The organism is Cytobacillus pseudoceanisediminis (genome assembly GCF_023516215.1).
GTDB lineage: Bacteria > Bacillota > Bacilli > Bacillales > Cytobacillaceae > Cytobacillus > Cytobacillus pseudoceanisediminis.
In genome coordinates, this window is the sequence record NZ_CP097349.1 from 2,010,660 (window position 1) to 2,029,516 (window position 18,857).

An 18,857-nucleotide genomic window follows, 5' to 3' on the forward strand; every position below is an offset into this window, starting at 1 on the left:
TCCAGGAGTGAACAGAATGCGGGCAGACAGACTCATTTCTATATTATTATTGCTTCAAAATAACGAAAGAATGACCACAAGGGAATTGGCAAAAGAATTGGAGGTAACAGAGCGGACCATACACCGGGATATGGAAGCATTAAGTGCTGCAGGCATTCCTGTCCTTGCTGAACGCGGAAAATTTGGCGGATGGAAACTGCTTGAAAAATACAGAACAAATCTTACAGGTTTAAAAGCAGATGAAATCAAAACACTGCTTCTATCCCCTTCTTTCGAGCATCTTGCGGACCTTGGAATCAGTGAGGAATGGAAAGAAGCACGCCAGAAACTCCTCGCGGCCATTCCTGCTCCCCTGAAAGAGGATGTTAAAGACATTTCCAATCGGATTCATATAGACACCAGCACGTGGAGACAAACACCACGGGAAATGAAGTCATTTGGAATAGTCCAGCAGGCGGTATGGGAAGAAAAAACTTCAAATTCAATACGAGAAGGCAGGTAAACAAACGAGCGACAGAATTGTTGATCCATTAGGTCTGGTCGCTAAAGGGAACACTTGGTATCTCATAGCTGCTTCTGATGAGAAGATAAAAAGCTATCGTGTTTCAAGAATATTGGATGCCGAATTGATTAATGAGAACTTCAGCAGACCGAATGACTTTGATCTCTCAGGCTATTGGCAGGAATCGAAGCAGAAATTCATTAGCAGTCTGCCTCGGTTTGAGGTAGAAGTGGAGATGTCTCCGTCCATTATTCAGCGGATTAATTTTACTGGGCGATTTGTACAGGTGATGCACATGGATAGCCCTAAGGATGATGGATGGATTTCAGCAAGTCTTTGCTTTGATACTGAACAAGAGGCAAGGGAGTATATACTTGGGTTTGGGGATCAGATTAAAATTGTAAGTCCTGTTTCGCTTAGGAAAAGTGTGGGGGAAATGGCGGAGAGTGTTGTTAATCTATATAAAGAGTATGAGGAATAAGCAGAGAAAAAAGGTTTACTAGATGATCAGCGCCTTTCCCGCAGTCATTTACCGATTAACGCATACCTGGTCAAGCACTAAAATTAAAAACGAGCCTCCTCAACCATTTCTGAGGCTCGTTTTTAATTTTGGCGGAGTCCATTTATACTTTCTAAAGTTAAATTAATTTTGATGTACTATTAACTTTTTAAATAATCTCAGACAGCTTTGCTTTATAGGCTATTTTTATATGTATCACTCCAATTCTTTTCTTCCTTAACTCCTATACTTGATCGCTAGACCTTTTAAGAAGTTTCTGGCAAAATTGTCTAAGCATACTTTATAATTTTTATGTCCCTCTTTTCTTAAAAACGCTCCGAGTTCTCCTTTTGATACGTTTAATCCGGCTTTTTTGAATACATCTATCATGTCCTCTGTTGTTAAAGATAAGGCAATTTTGATTTTCTTTAAAAGGATATTGTTTACATTTGCAGTATTTTCTTTGGATGGTTCTGGCGTATTATTTTGACCTGATTTTGGCTCTTGTTTACCTCTTTTATAAATAATGAAGCCATTCAAAAATGAATTTAACATATTATTTGTCAATTTTATTTGGCTGCCATTCTCTTCTTCATCATCTGACTTTTTCAGGATCTTTACTACATCAGGTACGGACACTTCTACTCCTCCAAGTTTAAAGATCTCTGACATTTCACTATTTTTGATTTCTAACGCATATCTTAATCGGATTAATATATCATTACTATCCATCAACTTACTTCCTCCTATTTTAAAGTGGCCACTGGTCTTTATAGCAACAGGCCCTTTTAACTATCTTAAGTCTATCATCAACGCATCCTCACAATGCATAGATTACGCAAACAATTATTTAATATGTTTTATCACATATAGATAGGCACAAAAAACCGCACAGCATCCCACTATGCGGCAATTATATGTATATTTGGCGGGACCGCCTGGGAATCGAACCCAGCTGACCACACACGGTGGTCACAAGCGGTTTTGAAGACCGTGGAGGGCACCAGCACCCCAATCAGCCCCGTAAAGACTCTTCCTATTATAAGGGCAAATGGTGCTGTTTTCAAGACTAATGCTTCCTTTCTTGTCGTATCGCGGCACAAGGCTTATAATAAAGACAGGAAAATATGTGTGTAGGTGAAGGAAATGCTAGAAGGCTGGTTTATGTATTTTATATTGTTTTGGGTTGTTGTTTTGATTTCTTTCTTCGCGATCGGCGGCTTTTTTATGTTCCGTAAATTCTTAAAGCGCATGCCGAAAGAAGATGGCAAATCGGATTTGGATTGGGAAGAGCATTACGTCAATGAAACACGCCATCTATGGCAGCAGAAGGAAAAAGATCTGCTTGAGGATCTAGTAAGTCCAGTGCCGGAGCTATTCAGAGATGTAGCAAGAATGAAAATAGCCGGCAAAATCGGCGAACTTGCCCTAAAGGAAAAGGCAGCACAAATCGATCAGGACCTCCTGATTCGCGGCTATATTTTAGCCACTCCAAAAAGAGATCACAAATTTCTCCGCAAGAAATTGACGGAAAAACAGATAAATATGACTCCATACGAGCACTTATTTTAGGCCATTTCGTATCATCGGAATGGTTTTTTATTATACGGGCTTTTAAAAGCCACACATAGTTTCAGCACGGGTGGATTGGAATGGAAGTCACTCGACTCCTGCGGAGTAGCATACCAAGAGGGAGACCCCACAGACGCGAATGCGTCGAGGAGGCTCCCGGTAGCCCCGCGGAAAGCGAGTGTCTGGAACGGAAATCCACACATGCTTAATTCAATTCTTGAAATTAAATAGGATAGTCTGAATATCTAATGAATAGAAATGAAGAGTACTCTATCCAAAAAAGGAGAAATCCAATGACCATAAAAGAAGTCTTATTAAAACAACTATCCGCCTGCCTAGACCAGCCCAATTGGTTTGTCCCGTTATCCGCTGCCATAGAAGGACTATCAGCAAAAGAAGCATCATTCAAGTCAGGTACCGCCAATTCGGTTTGGCAGATCATCGCCCACCTTACCTTCTGGAATGGCCGGTATCTAACAAGATTCAAAGAATTGCCGCTCGCCCAAACCCATATCGCCAATGACGAAACATTCAGCACCAATGAATCCGTTACGGAAGAGGATTGGCAGTCTGCCATAAAAGCTCTTCAAAACGTATTGTCTGAGTGGATCAAAGCCCTGGAAGAATGCAGTGAAGAAAAGCTTCTCTTATCCGCTTATAAAGAACCATTTGAACCCTGGTCGTCTGTCATTTCCAACCTAACCATCCACAACGCCTATCATATCGGACAGATCGTCGAAATACGGAAAATGCATGGACTTTGGGACCCTAAGAATGGAGTCCATTAATCGCAAACGCAAAAAGCCGCCGAGCGCAATGCCCGGCGGCTTTCATTCTATCAAGTTGTTTTCGGATTCCCCGATCCATGCAGCTCCTGATGAAGCTTCCGAAAATTCATATACATCGCTATCCTCCACGGTAAGATCATTGAAAACGCGAGAATCCAAAACATGCCGCTCAGCTGACCATAATCAATCGTTGAGCTAAGGACCATTTTACCAATAATCCGGATAACAAGCAATCCTATCAATATAAAAGCGAAAGCTTTGGAACGCTTCAGGTAAATGTCGCTGTCTCTGATTTCAAAGGAAGAAGTCTTAATTAATAGGATGGAAAACAGCATTCCAACTGTGGCTGCTTCTAAGATCTCCATTGACGTTACGCGAAAATAAGGAACGACAAACATAAGAGCACCAGTGCTCATAAAAATCGGCGGCAAGATGATTTTCTTGGCGGAAGCCGGCTTTTTTGCAGCCTTCATGCGGATGAACATCACGAAGATCGCCATAAAAACGGCACCGATTGATGAAATTAATACAAAGTCCATTCGATTTCATCCTCTATTTCATTTGATTACTACCCATATTATATCTTAATAGGCTTGATTTAGGTATTCAGAAGGATAAAAGTTCATTAAAAAAAGCCACTTCAGCTGATACCCGGACACATCCGTATGTCTAGGGTACCCTGAGTCAGCTCCTAGCTTAATACCCGATTCACTGCTTCTAATACACGGCCTTCATCAAATGGTTTTATGATAAAGTCTTTCGCGCCGGCTTCAATGGATTCAACCACTACCTTCTGCTGGCCCATGGCTGAACACATGATTACTTTTGCATTAGGGTTGTCCCTCTTAATTTCCCTGACAGCCTCAAGTCCGCTCATTTCAGGCATTGTGATATCCATCATCACCAGATCAGGCTTCAGATTTTCGAATAGGTTCACGGCTTCTTTTCCGTTTTCCCCTTCTCCCACAATTTCGTGGTCTGCTTTTTTCAAAATGCTGCCAAGGGTAACCCTCATAAATTTTGCATCATCTACTATTAATATTCTCGCCACCGCTGTTTCCCCCTTGTAGTGCATTGGAAGCTATATCTCTATTATACTATAATCATAGTAAAAAATACCCATAATAACAAATATTAAACATCTTGGGGAAGAAATTCATTTCCTTTTGTGAAAAACACTCTTCCACGCTCAAAGAACACATATTACAATATATCGAAGTATCAGATAAATAGCAATTGAAAGAATATGACAAATTTCGACCAGATCGCATAGCCCTTTTTACTTATAGAAAAAAAGGAGCACATTCCCTAATTGAATGTGCTCCTGCTTTTAAAAACCTCTAAATCCGCCAAAAAACGGTGAAAGGAATATGATTATTTTTGTCATCCAGTCAAAGAATAAGACGACACCCATGATCATCATCAAAACACCGCCGATTTTCATGATCTTGGCGCTGTTTCGCCTGATCCATTGCATTTTTCCGATAAAGAAGGAGAGAACAAAGAATGGAATAGCAAAGCCAAGAATATAGGCAAACATGTAAACCATGGCAGAATTAGGATTTGTGACAGCTAATGACCACACCGCCCCTAATATTGGACCCGTACACGGAGTCCAGCCTGCTGCGAAGGCCATTCCGATCAAAACTGAGCCAAAAAGGCCAGATGGACGGTTCTTAAATTCAAAACGCCTTTCCTTCATAAGAAATTCCGGTTTAATGATACCTACGATCAATAATCCAAAGATGAATACAAAGATAGCGCCAATTTGCCTGATTAAATCCTGGTATTGCTGAAAGAATTGGCCAAGCAAAGTCGTGCCAAACCCAATTGCGATAAAAATTGCCGAAAATCCGATCAGGAAGAATAGCGTATGAAGCATGCTTCTTCTCTGCAGCATTGCATTCTCTTCTTTAATCTCCCCTACAGACATTCCGGTAATATACGATAAAAACGCCGGATATAATGGCAGGCAGCAAGGCGATACAAAGCTTAAAAACCCTGCCCCTAATGCAATAAATACATTCAAATCTGTCATAGTCACAACTCCTGATACTCATTCATTCCCATTTCATTCTAACAAATCCCATATAGAAAAGATAATGGATAGAATGTGAACATTTTGTGTCCCGAATATTACACACATTTCTGAGTAAACCACCTGCTATTATATTAATTCATATTAGATTTCAACCTAAAACATGTATTTTTAATGTAAATGTTAATAAAGTTTAAAACAAGTTTCTTTTGAATTAATTACCATTATTCGATATACTAGGATAGGACTTAACAAATTCTGTTATTATCTTTCAGCTTTTGACATGGAATCGAATTGGCAGTGAAAAGCCTACATATAAGAAATTATCAGAGAGGAACTATTGGCCATGTGTAAACAGGAACTGCTTACATTGATTGAACAAAAAAGAACAGAGTTAATTCAAGTGGCCATGAAAAGCGGCTTAAGCTCTGCCGCAGCAATCCGGTACAGCCAGGAACTGGATGCCCTATTAAATGAATATAACCGAACCTTTATAAAAAAAGTGCAGACACATTAGAAAACAGCCATGCAACCTATGCAGGCTGTTTTTACATTCCATCCCTCTGGTTTTAAGCAGTTATTTATTAATAACAATCGATAATTTATAATTTGCATGCTTATTTAAATCTGTTAAAAATTGATTTAACCGCTCATTGGACGGAAATTTGCATTCAAGTATATAACAGCCATCCCCGCTGATTTTAAAATTATGTATGATTTCCTGCTGTGTTTTTACGAAGGTCAGGTACGGCTGATGATTCATACTTTGAGTAATAACCGTAATAAAAGCATGGATGGAATACCCTAATTTCTCCTGGTTCACTTTGATTGTGTATCCCTCAATTACGCCCTGATCTTCTAATTTTGCCACTCTTGATGCGGCCGCCTGGCCAGTTAAATGGACATTCTCCCCCAGCTCCTTCATGGTGATCCGGCTGTTTTTGGAGAGTTCCTCCAAAATACGCTGATCCGTGTGATCCAGCATTTTTTCAACTCCTTTCACTTTTCAAGTTAAACGGCAAAAAGACTTGATTTTATCTATGTAAGTACCAATGGGTCTTAGTATAAACTATACGTAAATCAAAGAAAAGGAGTACATTTATATGAATATACAGCAAATCCGCAACGCTACACTAGTCGTCAATTATGCAGGGAAAAAGTTTTTAATTGATCCCTTTTTAGCCGAAAAAGGGACTTACCCGCCTTTTCCAAATTCATTAAGACAAGATGAAAACAATCCTTTAACAGAGCTTCCAATCTCCATTGATGAAATTATTCATAATGTGGATGCAGTGATTGTTACCCACCTGCATTTAGACCACTTTGATGATGCAGCCAAACAGGCATTGCCAAAGGACATTAACATGTTTGTGCAAAATGAAGTAGATGCTGCTGAAGTGAAAAATGCTGGTTTTAATAATATTGAAGTCCTCCATGAGAATACTGTTTTTGAAGATATCCAACTAATAAAAACAAAGGGCGAACATGGCAGGGGCGAAATTCTAAAAATGGCCGGTCTCGTTTGTGGAGTGGTCTTCAAACATCACAGTGAAAAAACACTTTATGTAGCAGGAGATACAGTTTGGTATGATGCTGTTCAGGAAGTTATTGAAACACACAGCCCTGAAGTCATTGTTGTAAATGGCGGAGATAACCAGTTTCTTGAAGGCGGCTCGCTTGTTATGGGGAAGAAGGATATCTATGAAGTTTCCAAAGCTGCCCCGGATGCCAGGATTATTTCTGTCCATATGGAGGCAGTCAACCATTGGACACTATCAAAGGAAGAGTTAAAAAGCTATAGTAAAGAAAACGGCTTTTCCGATCAACTATTAGTGCCTGAAGATGGAGAATCCTACTCCTTTTAAGAGATGAAAAGACGTGTGGCCATTCACACGTCTTTTCTATTACCCTACTGCATCCTCCACTTTTTCAGCAGACCCATTCTGCAGCAGATACATTTTATGATACAAGCCCCGCTTTGCAAGCAATTCCTGATGCGTTCCTCTTTCTACTATTTCCCCCTGATGAAGAACGAGAATCAATTCTGCATCCTGTATCGTAGACAATCGATGAGCAATCGCAATCGTCGTCCGGCCCTTCCGCATTTTTTCCAGTGCGGTTTGAATCGCTTCCTCTGTTTCTGTATCAATATTGGCTGTTGCTTCATCGAGCACAAGAATTTTCGGATTGGCAGCAATCGTTCTTGCAAAGGCAATAAGCTGTCTTTGCCCGCTCGAAAAAGTCGAGCCGCGCTCAACTACCGCATGCTCATATCCGTCGTCAAGCTTTTCTATGAATGCATGGGCCTGAACAAACTGAGCTGCAGCTTTAATCTCTACATCTGTCATTTTCTCATTATGAAGTCTGATGTTATCTTTAATCGTCCCGTAAAATAGGAAAGGATCCTGTAGGACGAGCCCCATCTTCTTGCGCAATTCTTCCGCTGGATAAGACTTAATGCTTTTTCCGTCAATGAAAATATCACCGCGCTCAAATTCATAGAATCGCATCATTAAATTAATGATTGAACTCTTGCCGCTTCCGGTATGTCCAACCAGGGCAACGGTTTCACCCGGCTTGGCTGTAAAAGAAATATTTTTCAACACATCCCGTTTGCCGTCATAGGAGAAGCTGAGGTTCCTGAACTCAATCTCTCCCTCCTTAATTCCATCAGACAGGTTATCCTCCTGTGCAGGAGCAAGCTCCTTTTCGTCCAGCAGTGCAAACGCTCTTGAAGCCGCAATGATTGCCTGCTGATACATGGAAAGCCTCATCATGATCTGATTCACAGGCTCAAAAAAGCGGTCCAGAAAACTGACAAAGGCATACAGCACACCGATTTCGATCGGACTGTTAAAAGAAGAAATACCAAAGAAGCTCAATACAATAATAAGTGCCAGAACATACACAAGGTCAATGGCCGGCCTTAACAGCAATCCATCCATTTTGATATTGCGCATACCTGCTTGGTAATGCTGCTTATTGATATCACCAAATTCCTTCCGCAGCCTTTTTTCCTGCCTGAAAACTTGTATGATGGACATTCCCTGCAGTGATTCACTCAGCTTTGCATTCAGCTGGCTCAGTCTTTCCCTTAAGTCCTTATAAAATACAGAACTGTATTTACGGTACGTACGAATGATCATAAAAAGAATCGGGAGAATCACCAGGCAGAATAGAGCCAGCTTCACATTCAGGATAAACATCGCCACAAAGATCCCTGTCAAAAGGAAGGCACCCTGAATAAAGGTAACCAGGACACTGACAAACATATCTTTAATCGCCTCTGTATCATTGGTAACCCTGGATACAATGCTTCCGGCAGGCGTTTTATCAAAGTATTTCAAGCCCAGTGACTGAACTTTTGAAAAGACATCCACACGCAGCTGCTGAATGATTTTAAGGGCAATTTCCTGAAATTTCAGCAGCTGAAAATAGGATACCAGCACATTCATGATCTGAATGCCCAGATATGCTGCACCAAGAGCAAATAACGGCTCGAAAACCAGGTTCCTTGGTGTTAAATAATCGTCGATAAAAATTTTGACAAGAATCGGCCCCAGTATGTCTCCAATCGTCGTTAACAGAAGCAGACTGAAGGCAAGTATGATTGTTTTCTTATGCGGTTTTGTATAGGAAAGCAGCCGAAAAAGGACCATCCGCTGCTCTTTCCCCTTCATAATCGGTGTCTTTTCCATCGTCTTATCCCCCATGCTCCACAAGCTCTTCCAGCTGCTGGCGCAGATACATATTCTTATACCAGCCTTCTTCAGCCATCAGTTCATCATGTGAACCCCGCTGAACAATTTTCCCTTCATCCAGCACCAATATCAGATTCGCATGCTGAATGGCGCTCAGCCTGTGAGCGGTTATGATCGTTGTCTTGCCTGCCCGCTCACCACGCAATGAAGTGAGAATCGCTTCCTCCGTTTTCGCATCAACGGCAGAAAGGGAATCATCCAAAATCAATACCTCCGGTTTCACCAGAAGGGCTCGTGCAATAGAAATACGCTGCTTCTGTCCTCCGGAAAGAGAGACCCCTCTTTCACCCACAACGGTTTTATAGCCATCTGTGAATTCGAGAATATCTTCATGGATATTGGCCAGTTTCGCCGCCGTATAAATATCTTCAAGGTCTGCATCCGGTCTCGTGAAAGCTATATTTTCAGCAACGGTGGCCGAGAACAGGAAGTGCTCCTGCGGGACATAGCCAATTGCTTCCCTCAGCTTATCGATTTTATAGCGGTTAATAGGATGTCCGGCAAAAAGAATTTCCCCTTTATAGCCTTCAAACTCACGGATCAATAGCTTCAGCAGTGTGGTTTTGCCCGCACCCGTTTTACCTGCTATGCCGAGAGTCTCTCCTCTTTCCAGCCTAAAATGAATATCCTTAAGAAGCGCTTCCTGTTCACCCGGATAGGCGAACTCCTCAATCCTGTACTCAATATCTCCGCTAGGAACTTCATTGATGCCTGTCTCATCATCCTTAATATCGATTTCTTCTGCTAGAAGCACAGAGACTCGATCATAGGAGGCGCGGCCTCTCTCGACAATGTTGAACAGCCAGCCAAATGCGAGCATGGGCCAAATCAGGAGACCTAGATAGGTAGTAAATGAAACCAGCTGCCCGATTGTCAGCTCTCCTGCAATCACATATCTTGATCCAAATGCAATAGATAGGAAGAAAGAGATCCCTACAATAATGCTGATCGTCGGATCAAACAAAGAATCAACACGTGCAACAGAAATGTTTTTTTGCACTACATCTTCAGACTGCCTGCGGAAATCTTCAATATCTTCTTTTTCCTGGCCGAATGTCTTAATCACTTTAATTCCTGAAACACTTTCCTGAGTTTTGTCATTTAGTGAAGAAAAAGCCTCCTGTGCTTTGTGGAACCGTTTATGAAGAAGTGTTCCATACCAGCTTGTCAAAAGTGCCATGAACGGCATCGGAATCAGACTGATAAGTGTAAGCTTCCAGCTGATTGTTGTCGCCATGGCGATGATAACGAACCCGCCTGTCGCCAGTGAATCGACAAATGTGAGGACCCCCGCTCCTGCCGTCTGCTGAATCGCCTGCAGATCATTTGTTGCATGGGCCATCAAGTCCCCCACCCGCTTTTTCTGGTAGAAGGACTGTGACATATTCGTAAAATGCTGATAAAGCCTGTTGCGCAGGAGTTTGGACAGCTTAACCGCTGATCCAAAAATCATGATGCGCCAATAATAGCGGAGCACATACATCATGAGGGCTGTAACAGCAAGTATTCCTATCCACATTAATAAGGCTTTTGCAGTCAGCTTGCCATTTTTAATCGAGTCGACCACAATGCCGACCACCTTTGGCGGAACCAGCTGAAGCATTGCCACAAATAACAGCAGAATAATCCCGTTTACATAAGCCTTTTTCTCCTGCTTAAAAAACCACATCAAATCCAAAAAACCTTCATACCCCATCCTCCGAAATTCGAAACATAATAGCTTAAATAGTTTATCAAATATTGAGAAAATAAGGAAGATTTTTTCTTGCAAGAAAAAAGCACCCATTTGGATGCTCTATTGCCCTAATGCTTCTATTCGGTTGATCAGGCTTGTTGCTTCATTAATGGTAGTGAATAGCTCTGAGTTCTCCAGCTGATCCAATGCTAGGCTGCCGTTCTCCAATACTTTATTGATCTCAGCCAGAAGCGCTTCATTCTGTGTAACCAGCTCCTGATGAACATCCTCTGCCAGCGTCGGGATATCCTGAAGGGCGATAAACTCTTCAACTTCCTGCTTAAGTGTCGTCAATCTGTCTTCAAGTTCCTGCTTTAATGCCGGATCCGCTGCCGCCTCCTGAATCATTTGCGGCGCCTCTTCAGCAAAGTCGCTTAATGTATTAATATGCTCAGTCGCTTCATTAACATAGTCAATGGAATTATTCACTTCTCCCAGAACGGAACAGCCGCTTAATAACATGGAAACGGTAAGGAGCCCTATAAGAATTACTTTTTTCATTTGCTCGTTCCTTTCATGATTTGTCATAGTATAAATACGGTCTGTTTCAAAGAAGGTTTCATTTTGGATATAAAAAAACCACCTTCCTTGTATTGTAACAGAAAAGTGGTTTCAGATGGGATGCTTGTCCCTGATTACTTGCCAGTCTGCTTGTTCATGGCATTCATCATTTGGTTGATCTTCTTCTGAGATGGCTTCATTATAAGACATTCAAAAACATTGATATATAAGGATTTATGTACGCTAACTAATCACTTTTTTCTATTGAGAAAAATATACCATTAATCTACCAATATGTCTACCATTCTTATAAAAATCGGTTTAACCTTCATATTATATATAATAGAAGAAACAAATTCTTTTTTATATAAACTTTCCATAAACTGTATTATAATTAGTACAATTATACCTTTGAAGGGGGAGCTTTAGGTGGGGTTAGGTTTTAGAAAAAGCTTTAAGATTGCTCCAGGTGTCCGTGTCAATGTTTCACATAGGAGTGTTGGAGTTAGTGCAGGAGTCAAAGGTTTACGCCACTCAGTAAATTCAAGAGGTCAAAGCAGAACAACAGCAAGCATACCAGGAACTGGTATCTCATACACTTCCACCTCAAGTTCGAAACGAAAGTATAAGAGTACTGCACATAATAATAGACAGCAGTTGATTAGACAGCAAAAAGAACTTGCTAAACTAGAAGAATTACAACGTGCTCAACATGAGGTCGAATTGTTTGAGAATAAAATTGACCTCATTAAATCAATTCATAAAGAATGTGATGATACTTTTGATTGGTATGAAATTAGTCAATCAAGGCATCCTTATCACACTAACAGTCAAGGAAAAAATGAATTAGAAGCAATGAATAAATTAGCAAACTTCAAACCATCCTTTATGCAGAAAATGCTCAAAACTGCTGATAAAGAAGAACAGAAATTAAGGGATGAAATTATACAAGCCATAGAGCAAGATAAATTGGAATTTGAAGAGCTAAAAAGGACTATTTCAATAGCAAATAAGGTACTGCAGCAAGATGTTGACATCTATTTTCAAGTAATTGATGAGTTATCCCCTTTGGATGACCTATTAGAGTTTGGTAGTGGTTTTGAATTTTTTATTGAAGATCCAAGAATACTAGAAGTTGATTTTAATGTTCACTCCAAAAACATAATACCTACACAACAAAAGTCATTGACTAAAACAGGAAAGTTATCTGTAAAAGATATGCCTAAATCAACTTATTTTGATATTTACCAGGACTATGTGTGCAGTTGTGCAATAAGGATAGCCAGAGATATGTTTGCCATTTTACCATTCGATCAAGTTGTAGTGAATGCCATGGACGAACTTCTTGATACTTCCACGGGAAGGGTTAATTCAGTCCCAATTTTGTCAGTAAAATTTGATAAAGAAAAATTAAACTATTTAAACTTTGAAACCATAGACTGTTCAGACTCAATGAGTAACTTTATTCATAATATGAACTTCAAGAAAACTCAAGGGTTTAAACCAGTAGAGAAAGTCCAAATCAACAATTAAAATGGAAGCCTTTAAAAGGGCTTCTTTTTTTGCTATTCATTAATTCTGAACAATTCAGAACCTACTTTCGAACCCCTTCCAAACCATTCGAAACCAAAAAAAGAGCAAGGAATAATCCTCACTCTCCATCGAACCACTTAAAAAATGATTTTTTTGAAATTTTTATTAACCTTCCGAGTTTTAAAGCATGGAATGGTGGATCCTCCAACATCTCATATGTCTTTCGCCTACTTATGCCTAATACCTCCTGAATGTGTTTTGGACTTAATGCATCCGGTAATTCATCCTTATTTATTGATTTGATTTTAGGCTTTTCTTTTATTATCGCGGGAGAATTGCCTTCCTTCCAATAAATACTTCCGTTTTTAAACTTTGTCTGATCAAGTTCATGTAATTGCTGAATTATAAGAATGTTGTTTTTGTCTGGGAACATTTCTTTTATTTCTTCCCAGGTCTTTTTAGTAAAATCTGTTTCAACTAACAATTTTAGCTCTTCTTTATTCCAATCACTTTTCATAGTCTGTCCTTTTTTCTTTTGATCTATTGTCTTATTAATCTCACGGATGAGCAGTTCCTTATACTCTTCAACTTTCGGATCATCTTCATTTATAAAAAAAGTTTCTAGCTGCATTCTATAAAAAATAGATTCAAGTTCTTTAGTATGCAATCCTATACCGATTTTCTCTATTAATTCTTGGTATTTTGGTTTTGAGATATCAATTATAGCTTTTCCAATGTTTCTAGAAACTCTTTCTTTTGCTTCGATTAGAGATAATCCACCTTTAGCTGGATAACTTGTAGATACAGTTGATTTCACTTTATTATAATTTACATAAGTAACTACCCAGGCATCTTTTTCATCATCATAATACTCAGCAATTAGTTCACTTTCTCGTTTTAATCCTAATTTTACTGCTCTACCTGTAATTTTCCCTTCTCCCTTACCTGGCAACATTTCAAGGAGATCTTCCCAGTTTGCCGAGGAAAAGTTTCCCCTTAGTATCTCATCTTCTTTTTTATTCCATTTATTTGACATTTGTGCTGTCACCATTATTTGAAAGACTTAATTCTAATTCCGCATATAAATTGATTAATGCTTTTGCCATTAATTCAAAGTTAGGTTCATTTATTTCTCTGATATTTATAATCGGTTCTATTATATTCAAATTTTGTACTCCTCAATAGTTTTTTTAATGTCCTGCAGAACACCTTGGTTATTATACGGGTAAAATTATATATTGTCAAAATTATCTGATTAATATAAAATAATTTAATATAAAAAAAGAGTGACTAAAAAAGCCACTCTTAGGATTAGTTATTATTCATACTTTTTTTCTGGATTACGATAAGCCTGTGAAGTAGCTAAAGTAGTCAATGTAACTTTACTGCGCTTTTTAAATGTAGATCCTTCTTTATAATACTTTTCTTTGAACTTTTTTGTTTCTTTTTGCATAGGTAGGGATGAAGGATCACTCATTAACCATTCAAAATTTCTTTGCTCCTTCTCAGATGGAGCATTTCTTTTTAACAATGATACAAGTACTTCGTATCTTCCTTCCTTAGTTTCCAACAAGTGTTTTTGACCTCTTTTTTCAAGAAGTTCAATAGTAGTCTTTCTAAAACGATTTGCAATTCTTACAGTCGGTAAAGGTAAAATTATTACTGGGTGATACAGTGTTCTAATATCCAACTCTGCACTTAGTTCTTTTTGTTTATTATCAAAGAATTTATTGCTGTCAGCTTGACTAGATGTTCCAGCAAATTGAATAAATCTTTTTATACAATCTGATCCGATTTTCAGAAGTTTTTTTGTGTTAGTATTTTGTATAAGCCAGTTTTCCTTGTAATTTCTATGGTTGCACAGTTCGCAGTTTTCAGCAAATTCATCTGAATCATTAGGAATATTCGTGACTAATTCCCATTCTTGTTTAGCTTCATCAAAAATATCATTTAAACTATTTTCAATTAATACTTTAATAACCAAGGGACCGGGAACAGTGGATAATTCTTGCTGCGATTTTTCTTCTGTAGCATTCTTATTAATAATTTGCCTCAAATAAAAACCTCCACAAAATAATATGCAAAGCCAAACAATCAGGAGAACAAGCGTTCTTTAACCTTATTATACCTGTTTTTCTATTAAATTCAAATAATTTAGTATAAAAGTATTAATTTAAAATTTAAAACTTAATTGCTCCATGTTGCCATATAAACAAAAAGTAATGTCTGTTTTAGCGCCTAAAAGTTTTTCCCCCTAAGATACCCTCAAATCAACATGCCTTTTACACTTCACACATTGAAACAAATTATGACTAACCTCTTTATGACGTTTCAACTTCCTACAAGTCTGGCATGATAACGTAACATGTCTCACGCTATAATCACATTCTGCACTATCCATTTCTTCATCTATCTCTACATCTTCCTTTTCACTACCTGAAAACAGAGCAAATGCCATTGCAGCACTCAAGATACCTGTACTAAAGCTGATCCAATCCATATTAAGCTCTTTCGTTCAAGGTGAATACCAATTCCCCTGAATTGAAGTCTTTAACTGGAACAACCTTATATGCATTATGAACACCATATTCTCTCTGTAATTGGTCAATAAATACTGGATTATTTAATCCAACCTCAACAATCATTCCTGCCAGAGTTGTAGGCTTTAAATTACATGATACAGCTAGTCTACATAATTTTTGATTTACTTTGTTGGTCAGTGAAATATTTACCCGATTAACCTTCTTATTACCTAACCCTTCCCCCTCTATCACAATAGCATCCCCTTTCAAAATGTCTTGACAATTGACAGTGTCAACCGTGTTACAGTGTTACACTCTAATCTGATGGGGAGGAGTAACATCAGCTTCCTATTACAATTTTAATACCGCCTCCATTGCTCTTATGGACAATCCTTCTCTCTGCGTTTCTTTTAGCTAGATCAGCCATAATTAACTCTTTAACATAGCCACTAAAGTTAACTGCTTTTATTTGCTCCAGACACGCTTTCTCGTCCTCATTGTTAATATTGAATGATACAGACTTAATACATTTGTTCTTGCTCATATTAACTCCTCCCTTTGTGTTATTAATACAAGGTATGACCTTTAATACTGGATTATTACAAGTTTGACTTGTATTATTATCACGTTTTAATCGTTAAAGGTAATTAGTATACCTTTGTAGAAATTGTTTATTAGGTGATGACAATGAATCTGAAAAGTAATATCGGAAAGATAATAGATGATTCCCCATATAAACGAGATTACATTAGAAAACACTTTAACAAGTCCAGAAATACTATTAGTAGTTGGTGCACAGGTAAAAGCTTTCCTTCTATTCCGGAAATTTTTGAGCTAGCTAATTTATTGGGAGTTAAGGTAGATGAATTGTACGAACGTGATAATTCAAAAGAAGGGAAATAGGAGGTTTTAAAAATGGAAAATGAACTATGTACATGCGAAAATAGTAATAGTGTATATCCGGTAAATGGTGAATGGGGATATTGGTTATACTGTGCTGAATGCGAAAAGAAAATTGAAGATGGATTTCATTATTATGATGAGCCAGAAGATGTTTACTAAGGAGATTGAAATGGAACTTTACTACATAAAAAGAACGGTATTTGAAAGCGATAATAATATATCAGAAATTATATACGTCACAAAGGAAATACGCACTCCTACCCACGCAACCCCTGAAATTCTTTGTTCATCAATAAAAGAAACTCCAATCAACAATGCTTCAAAAGAATTAATTGAATCTGTCTCAGATGAAACAAAACAATATATTTCAAAAGAACAAGCTTACAGTTTGGTAAGACGATTCAAAAATGAAGGAGCTTTTACTTTATAATCCAACTTTACAGGGGAAGGAGAATAAATTATGTACGATGGTAAATATTTACCTATTTATGATTTTCTTAAAAAGATCAAGACAAATGAAGTTACATTATCTTTTGGAGAGATCGAAGAAATATTAAAGTTTCCATTACCCAAATCGGCATATATTCATAGTGCTTGGTGGGCAAATGATATTGGAAATCACACTCAAGCAAAGTCTTGGTTACAGGCTGGATGGAAGACTAAAAACATTGATCTTAGAAAAACTGTTACGTTTGAAAAGTTTTAACCCTTCATTATTGAAGGGTTATTATTTTGTACAAATAATTAAAAGAATACTAATAGTTAAAGTAATATATTACTACCCTCTTCAAATTTATTTGGTAAAAAAGTAATTTTTTTATGGTATTTTTTGAAATCTAGGTAAAATCAGATTTGAGGGGAGAAAAATGAAAAGAAAACTACCAATACTAACTGTTGTATTAGCTTTATTAATTTCTTTATTTTTTGGGCTGAATAGTGTAACTGCAGCAACCAAAAATTTAACTGTCCATTTTATCGATGTTGGACAGGGTGATGCAATTTTCATTAAGACACCTAAAGGTGAAAACATATTAATCGATGCAGGAAATAAAGCAAAAGGGCATAACGTGGTTTCTTATCTAAAAAAGCAGAAAGTATCAACTATCCATGTTATGATTGCCACTCACCCTGATGCAGACCATATTGGTGGATTGGATGAAGTATTAGATGCTTTTTCGGTAAAAAACATATACGCACCGAAAGTATCACATACCACTCAAGCATATAAAGACTTCTTAAGTGCTGTAAAAAGAGAAAAGAAAACCATTAAAACTGCAAAAGCAGGAGTTTCCTTGCCTATAGATAAGTCTGTTCAAGCAAAATTTATTGCTCCTGTAAAAGAGTATTCTAAGAGTGATCTGAATAATTGGAGTGCTGTCATATCGCTTAAGTACAATAAAAACACTTTTCTTTTTGCTGGTGATGCTGAGTTAAAGTCCGAAAAGGATATGTTAGCTAAAAAATATTTATCTAAAGTAGACGTCTTGAAGGTTGGGCATCACGGAGCAAAAGAGTCCACTTCAAAGGAAATGCTTAATGTTGTTAAACCTACAAATGCTGTAATTAGTGTTGGTAAGGGTAATAGATACAAACACCCAACTACTGATACAGTAAACCGCTTAAAAGCAGTAAAATCAAAGGTATATCGTACTGATTCTCAAGGAAGCATTATTGCTACATCAGATGGTAAAACAGTGAAATTCAATACCAAACCTTCAAGCGATCCAACTGTCAGTAAACCAGCCGCTTATAAGTTAACTGCTACAGTTGATAATAAAAGTCCAAAACAGAACTCAACAATAAATCTTGATGTAAAAGGACTTCCGTCAGGTACAAAATATAAGGCTACTTTTAAATATAAAAGCACGAATACACCTTACACTGGTACAGTGGGAAAAAAACTGCCTGTAAGGATCGGAAGAGCAGCAAAAGGATTCACTGTCAAAGTAGATATAAATTCTACATATAAGGGAAAAACTTATAAAGCTCAAACCTCATTCACACCAAAATAAAGGAGTGTGGTCTATGAAAGGAATTATTGATAGATTCGAAGGCGATTGGGTAGTTGTAGAGATTAATGGAGAAACAAAGGATTTTAAAAGAAGCATATTTCCCAAAGAGGCATCTGTTGGAGATGTCGTGAAAATTGATGGGAGTACAGTAAAAGTGCTAAAAGATGAAACAGAAAAACTGCGTCATGAAATTGAAGATTTAATGAATGATGTTTGGGAAGATTAACTTTTAAAAGCTCTTCTAAAGTCAGAAGGGCTTTTCTTATTGAGTAATTGAGATATTTAAGAATCTCGATTATAAATTTAATTTACTTTGAAATCTATATATAAGAAAGATGGTTACAGATAATGAATGAAGATGAATATTACTCCAATGATGGAGGCATGGTATCGGATAGCGCTCTCCGCAAGCGTAAATCAGACAAAACTAAGATACCTAATTTTCGACCAATTGTTAGAAAAAAGTACCGCGTACAGAATTTGGAGAAGTG

25 protein-coding genes, 1 tRNA gene and 2 pseudogenes are annotated in these 18,857 nt (G+C 38.0%); 14 read left to right on the forward strand and 14 right to left on the reverse strand.

All coding sequences use genetic code 11. The features are described from left to right. Window positions 1-16 precede the first annotated feature (16 nt). The 3 genes and pseudogenes from M5V91_RS30425 (at window position 17) to M5V91_RS30430 (ending at window position 983) form a co-directional block, all read left to right on the forward strand. Window positions 17-502 carry a helix-turn-helix transcriptional regulator gene (locus M5V91_RS30425; protein WP_369425958.1) on the forward strand — a complete coding sequence of 162 codons (486 nt, stop codon included), beginning with the start codon at window positions 17-19 and terminating at the stop codon, window positions 500-502. Window positions 503-518: 16 nt separating this feature from the next. Next, a pseudogene (locus M5V91_RS31105) lies at window positions 519-566 on the forward strand (hypothetical protein); the annotation flags it as partial. Window positions 567-626: 60 nt separating this feature from the next. Continuing rightward, on the forward strand, window positions 627-983 hold the full coding sequence (locus M5V91_RS30430; RefSeq protein WP_500797320.1) for a helix-turn-helix transcriptional regulator: 357 nt from the start codon (window positions 627-629) through the stop codon (window positions 981-983). A 255-nt stretch (window positions 984-1,238) separates the two neighbouring features. On the opposite strand, the gene M5V91_RS10725 is transcribed toward M5V91_RS30430, so the two are convergent. Both M5V91_RS10725 and M5V91_RS10730 read right to left on the reverse strand, forming a co-directional pair. Continuing rightward, window positions 1,239-1,733, reverse strand: coding sequence for a YehS family protein (locus M5V91_RS10725; RefSeq protein WP_019381961.1), 495 nt, complete (start codon window positions 1,731-1,733; stop codon window positions 1,239-1,241). A 194-nt stretch (window positions 1,734-1,927) separates the two neighbouring features. Next, window positions 1,928-2,024, reverse strand: a tRNA-Sec gene (locus M5V91_RS10730). Between the two features lie 123 nt (window positions 2,025-2,147). Between M5V91_RS10730 and M5V91_RS10735 the strand changes: the two genes are divergently transcribed. Together M5V91_RS10735 and M5V91_RS10740 are read left to right on the forward strand one after the other, a co-directional pair. Continuing rightward, window positions 2,148-2,573, forward strand: a complete 426-nt coding sequence (locus tag M5V91_RS10735; protein ID WP_019381898.1) for a DUF2621 domain-containing protein — start codon at window positions 2,148-2,150, stop codon at window positions 2,571-2,573. Window positions 2,574-2,866: 293 nt separating this feature from the next. Further along, window positions 2,867-3,361, forward strand: a complete 495-nt coding sequence (locus tag M5V91_RS10740) for a DinB family protein (protein ID WP_251175439.1) — start codon at window positions 2,867-2,869, stop codon at window positions 3,359-3,361. A gap of 50 nt (window positions 3,362-3,411) precedes the next feature. Here the strand turns inward: M5V91_RS10740 and M5V91_RS10745 are convergent, their stop codons facing one another. The 3 genes from M5V91_RS10745 to M5V91_RS10755 form a co-directional block, all read right to left on the reverse strand. Next, complete coding sequence (locus M5V91_RS10745; protein WP_019381897.1) at window positions 3,412-3,900, reverse strand: CcdC family protein; 489 nt, start codon at window positions 3,898-3,900, stop codon at window positions 3,412-3,414. A gap of 152 nt (window positions 3,901-4,052) precedes the next feature. Beyond that, window positions 4,053-4,412, reverse strand: a complete 360-nt coding sequence (locus M5V91_RS10750; RefSeq protein WP_019381896.1) for a response regulator — start codon at window positions 4,410-4,412, stop codon at window positions 4,053-4,055. Between the two features lie 279 nt (window positions 4,413-4,691). Next, window positions 4,692-5,399 carry a cytochrome c biogenesis CcdA family protein gene (locus tag M5V91_RS10755; protein ID WP_009330552.1) on the reverse strand — a complete coding sequence of 236 codons (708 nt, stop codon included), beginning with the start codon at window positions 5,397-5,399 and terminating at the stop codon, window positions 4,692-4,694. 346 nt (window positions 5,400-5,745) lie between these two features. Here M5V91_RS10755 and M5V91_RS10760 point away from each other — a divergent pair, with 346 nt between their 5' ends. After that, window positions 5,746-5,916, forward strand: a complete 171-nt coding sequence (locus tag M5V91_RS10760; RefSeq protein ID WP_009330553.1) for an aspartyl-phosphate phosphatase Spo0E family protein — start codon at window positions 5,746-5,748, stop codon at window positions 5,914-5,916. 60 nt (window positions 5,917-5,976) lie between these two features. On the opposite strand, the gene M5V91_RS10765 is transcribed toward M5V91_RS10760, so the two are convergent. Next, the gene (locus M5V91_RS10765; protein ID WP_217025282.1) at window positions 5,977-6,384 is read right to left on the reverse strand and encodes an Lrp/AsnC family transcriptional regulator; all 408 of its coding nucleotides are present in this window, start codon (window positions 6,382-6,384) and stop codon (window positions 5,977-5,979) included. Window positions 6,385-6,502: 118 nt separating this feature from the next. Between M5V91_RS10765 and M5V91_RS10770 the strand changes: the two genes are divergently transcribed. Continuing rightward, entirely contained in the window at window positions 6,503-7,264 is a 762-nt protein-coding gene (locus M5V91_RS10770) for an MBL fold metallo-hydrolase (RefSeq protein WP_071156555.1), read from the forward strand. A 39-nt stretch (window positions 7,265-7,303) separates the two neighbouring features. Here the strand turns inward: M5V91_RS10770 and M5V91_RS10775 are convergent, their stop codons facing one another. From M5V91_RS10775 to M5V91_RS10785, 3 genes are all read right to left on the reverse strand, one after another. Next, entirely contained in the window at window positions 7,304-9,097 is a 1,794-nt protein-coding gene (locus M5V91_RS10775; RefSeq protein WP_071156557.1) for an ABC transporter ATP-binding protein, read from the reverse strand. A 4-nt stretch (window positions 9,098-9,101) separates the two neighbouring features. After that, the gene (locus tag M5V91_RS10780; protein WP_284522110.1) at window positions 9,102-10,856 is read right to left on the reverse strand and encodes an ABC transporter transmembrane domain-containing protein; all 1,755 of its coding nucleotides are present in this window, start codon (window positions 10,854-10,856) and stop codon (window positions 9,102-9,104) included. Between the two features lie 99 nt (window positions 10,857-10,955). Further along, window positions 10,956-11,396 (reverse strand): DUF6376 family protein, encoded by a 441-nt coding sequence (locus M5V91_RS10785; RefSeq protein WP_232292452.1) that lies wholly within the window; start codon window positions 11,394-11,396, stop codon window positions 10,956-10,958. 429 nt (window positions 11,397-11,825) lie between these two features. Here M5V91_RS10785 and M5V91_RS10790 point away from each other — a divergent pair, with 429 nt between their 5' ends. Further along, on the forward strand, window positions 11,826-12,929 hold the full coding sequence (locus tag M5V91_RS10790; protein WP_251175436.1) for a DUF4236 domain-containing protein: 1,104 nt from the start codon (window positions 11,826-11,828) through the stop codon (window positions 12,927-12,929). A gap of 118 nt (window positions 12,930-13,047) precedes the next feature. Here M5V91_RS10790 and M5V91_RS10795 read toward each other — a convergent pair whose 3' ends face one another. The 5 genes from M5V91_RS10795 to M5V91_RS10815 form a co-directional block, all read right to left on the reverse strand. Beyond that, the gene (locus M5V91_RS10795; RefSeq protein WP_284522111.1) at window positions 13,048-13,965 is read right to left on the reverse strand and encodes a helix-turn-helix domain-containing protein; all 918 of its coding nucleotides are present in this window, start codon (window positions 13,963-13,965) and stop codon (window positions 13,048-13,050) included. Next, window positions 13,955-14,095 carry a hypothetical protein gene (locus M5V91_RS10800; protein WP_251175433.1) on the reverse strand — a complete coding sequence of 47 codons (141 nt, stop codon included), beginning with the start codon at window positions 14,093-14,095 and terminating at the stop codon, window positions 13,955-13,957. The genes M5V91_RS10795 and M5V91_RS10800 overlap by 11 nt, the downstream gene beginning before the upstream one ends. Window positions 14,096-14,247: 152 nt before the next feature. Beyond that, entirely contained in the window at window positions 14,248-14,985 is a 738-nt protein-coding gene (locus M5V91_RS10805) for a hypothetical protein (protein ID WP_284522112.1), read from the reverse strand. 445 nt (window positions 14,986-15,430) lie between these two features. After that, window positions 15,431-15,703, reverse strand: coding sequence for a hypothetical protein (locus M5V91_RS10810; protein WP_251175430.1), 273 nt, complete (start codon window positions 15,701-15,703; stop codon window positions 15,431-15,433). 88 nt (window positions 15,704-15,791) lie between these two features. Then, window positions 15,792-15,995, reverse strand: a complete 204-nt coding sequence (locus M5V91_RS10815; RefSeq protein ID WP_251175429.1) for a hypothetical protein — start codon at window positions 15,993-15,995, stop codon at window positions 15,792-15,794. Between the two features lie 143 nt (window positions 15,996-16,138). On the opposite strand from M5V91_RS10815, the gene M5V91_RS10820 reads away from it, so the two are divergent. The 6 genes and pseudogenes from M5V91_RS10820 to M5V91_RS10845 all read left to right on the forward strand — a co-directional run bounded on the left by M5V91_RS10820 (window position 16,139) and on the right by M5V91_RS10845 (window position 18,592). Then, window positions 16,139-16,354 carry a helix-turn-helix transcriptional regulator gene (locus tag M5V91_RS10820; RefSeq protein ID WP_251175428.1) on the forward strand — a complete coding sequence of 72 codons (216 nt, stop codon included), beginning with the start codon at window positions 16,139-16,141 and terminating at the stop codon, window positions 16,352-16,354. A 12-nt stretch (window positions 16,355-16,366) separates the two neighbouring features. Continuing rightward, window positions 16,367-16,513 (forward strand): hypothetical protein, encoded by a 147-nt coding sequence (locus M5V91_RS10825; RefSeq protein ID WP_251175427.1) that lies wholly within the window; start codon window positions 16,367-16,369, stop codon window positions 16,511-16,513. Between the two features lie 10 nt (window positions 16,514-16,523). Continuing rightward, window positions 16,524-16,784, forward strand: a complete 261-nt coding sequence (locus tag M5V91_RS10830; protein ID WP_251175426.1) for a hypothetical protein — start codon at window positions 16,524-16,526, stop codon at window positions 16,782-16,784. Between the two features lie 30 nt (window positions 16,785-16,814). Next, a complete protein-coding gene (locus tag M5V91_RS10835; protein WP_251175425.1) occupies window positions 16,815-17,060 on the forward strand; it encodes a DUF7662 domain-containing protein in 246 nt (81 codons plus the stop codon). A gap of 160 nt (window positions 17,061-17,220) precedes the next feature. After that, window positions 17,221-18,048, forward strand: a pseudogene (locus tag M5V91_RS10840) (ComEC/Rec2 family competence protein); the annotation flags it as partial. Window positions 18,049-18,379: 331 nt separating this feature from the next. After that, on the forward strand, window positions 18,380-18,592 hold the full coding sequence (locus M5V91_RS10845) for a DUF3006 domain-containing protein (RefSeq protein ID WP_251175424.1): 213 nt from the start codon (window positions 18,380-18,382) through the stop codon (window positions 18,590-18,592). Window positions 18,593-18,857 lie beyond the last annotated feature (265 nt).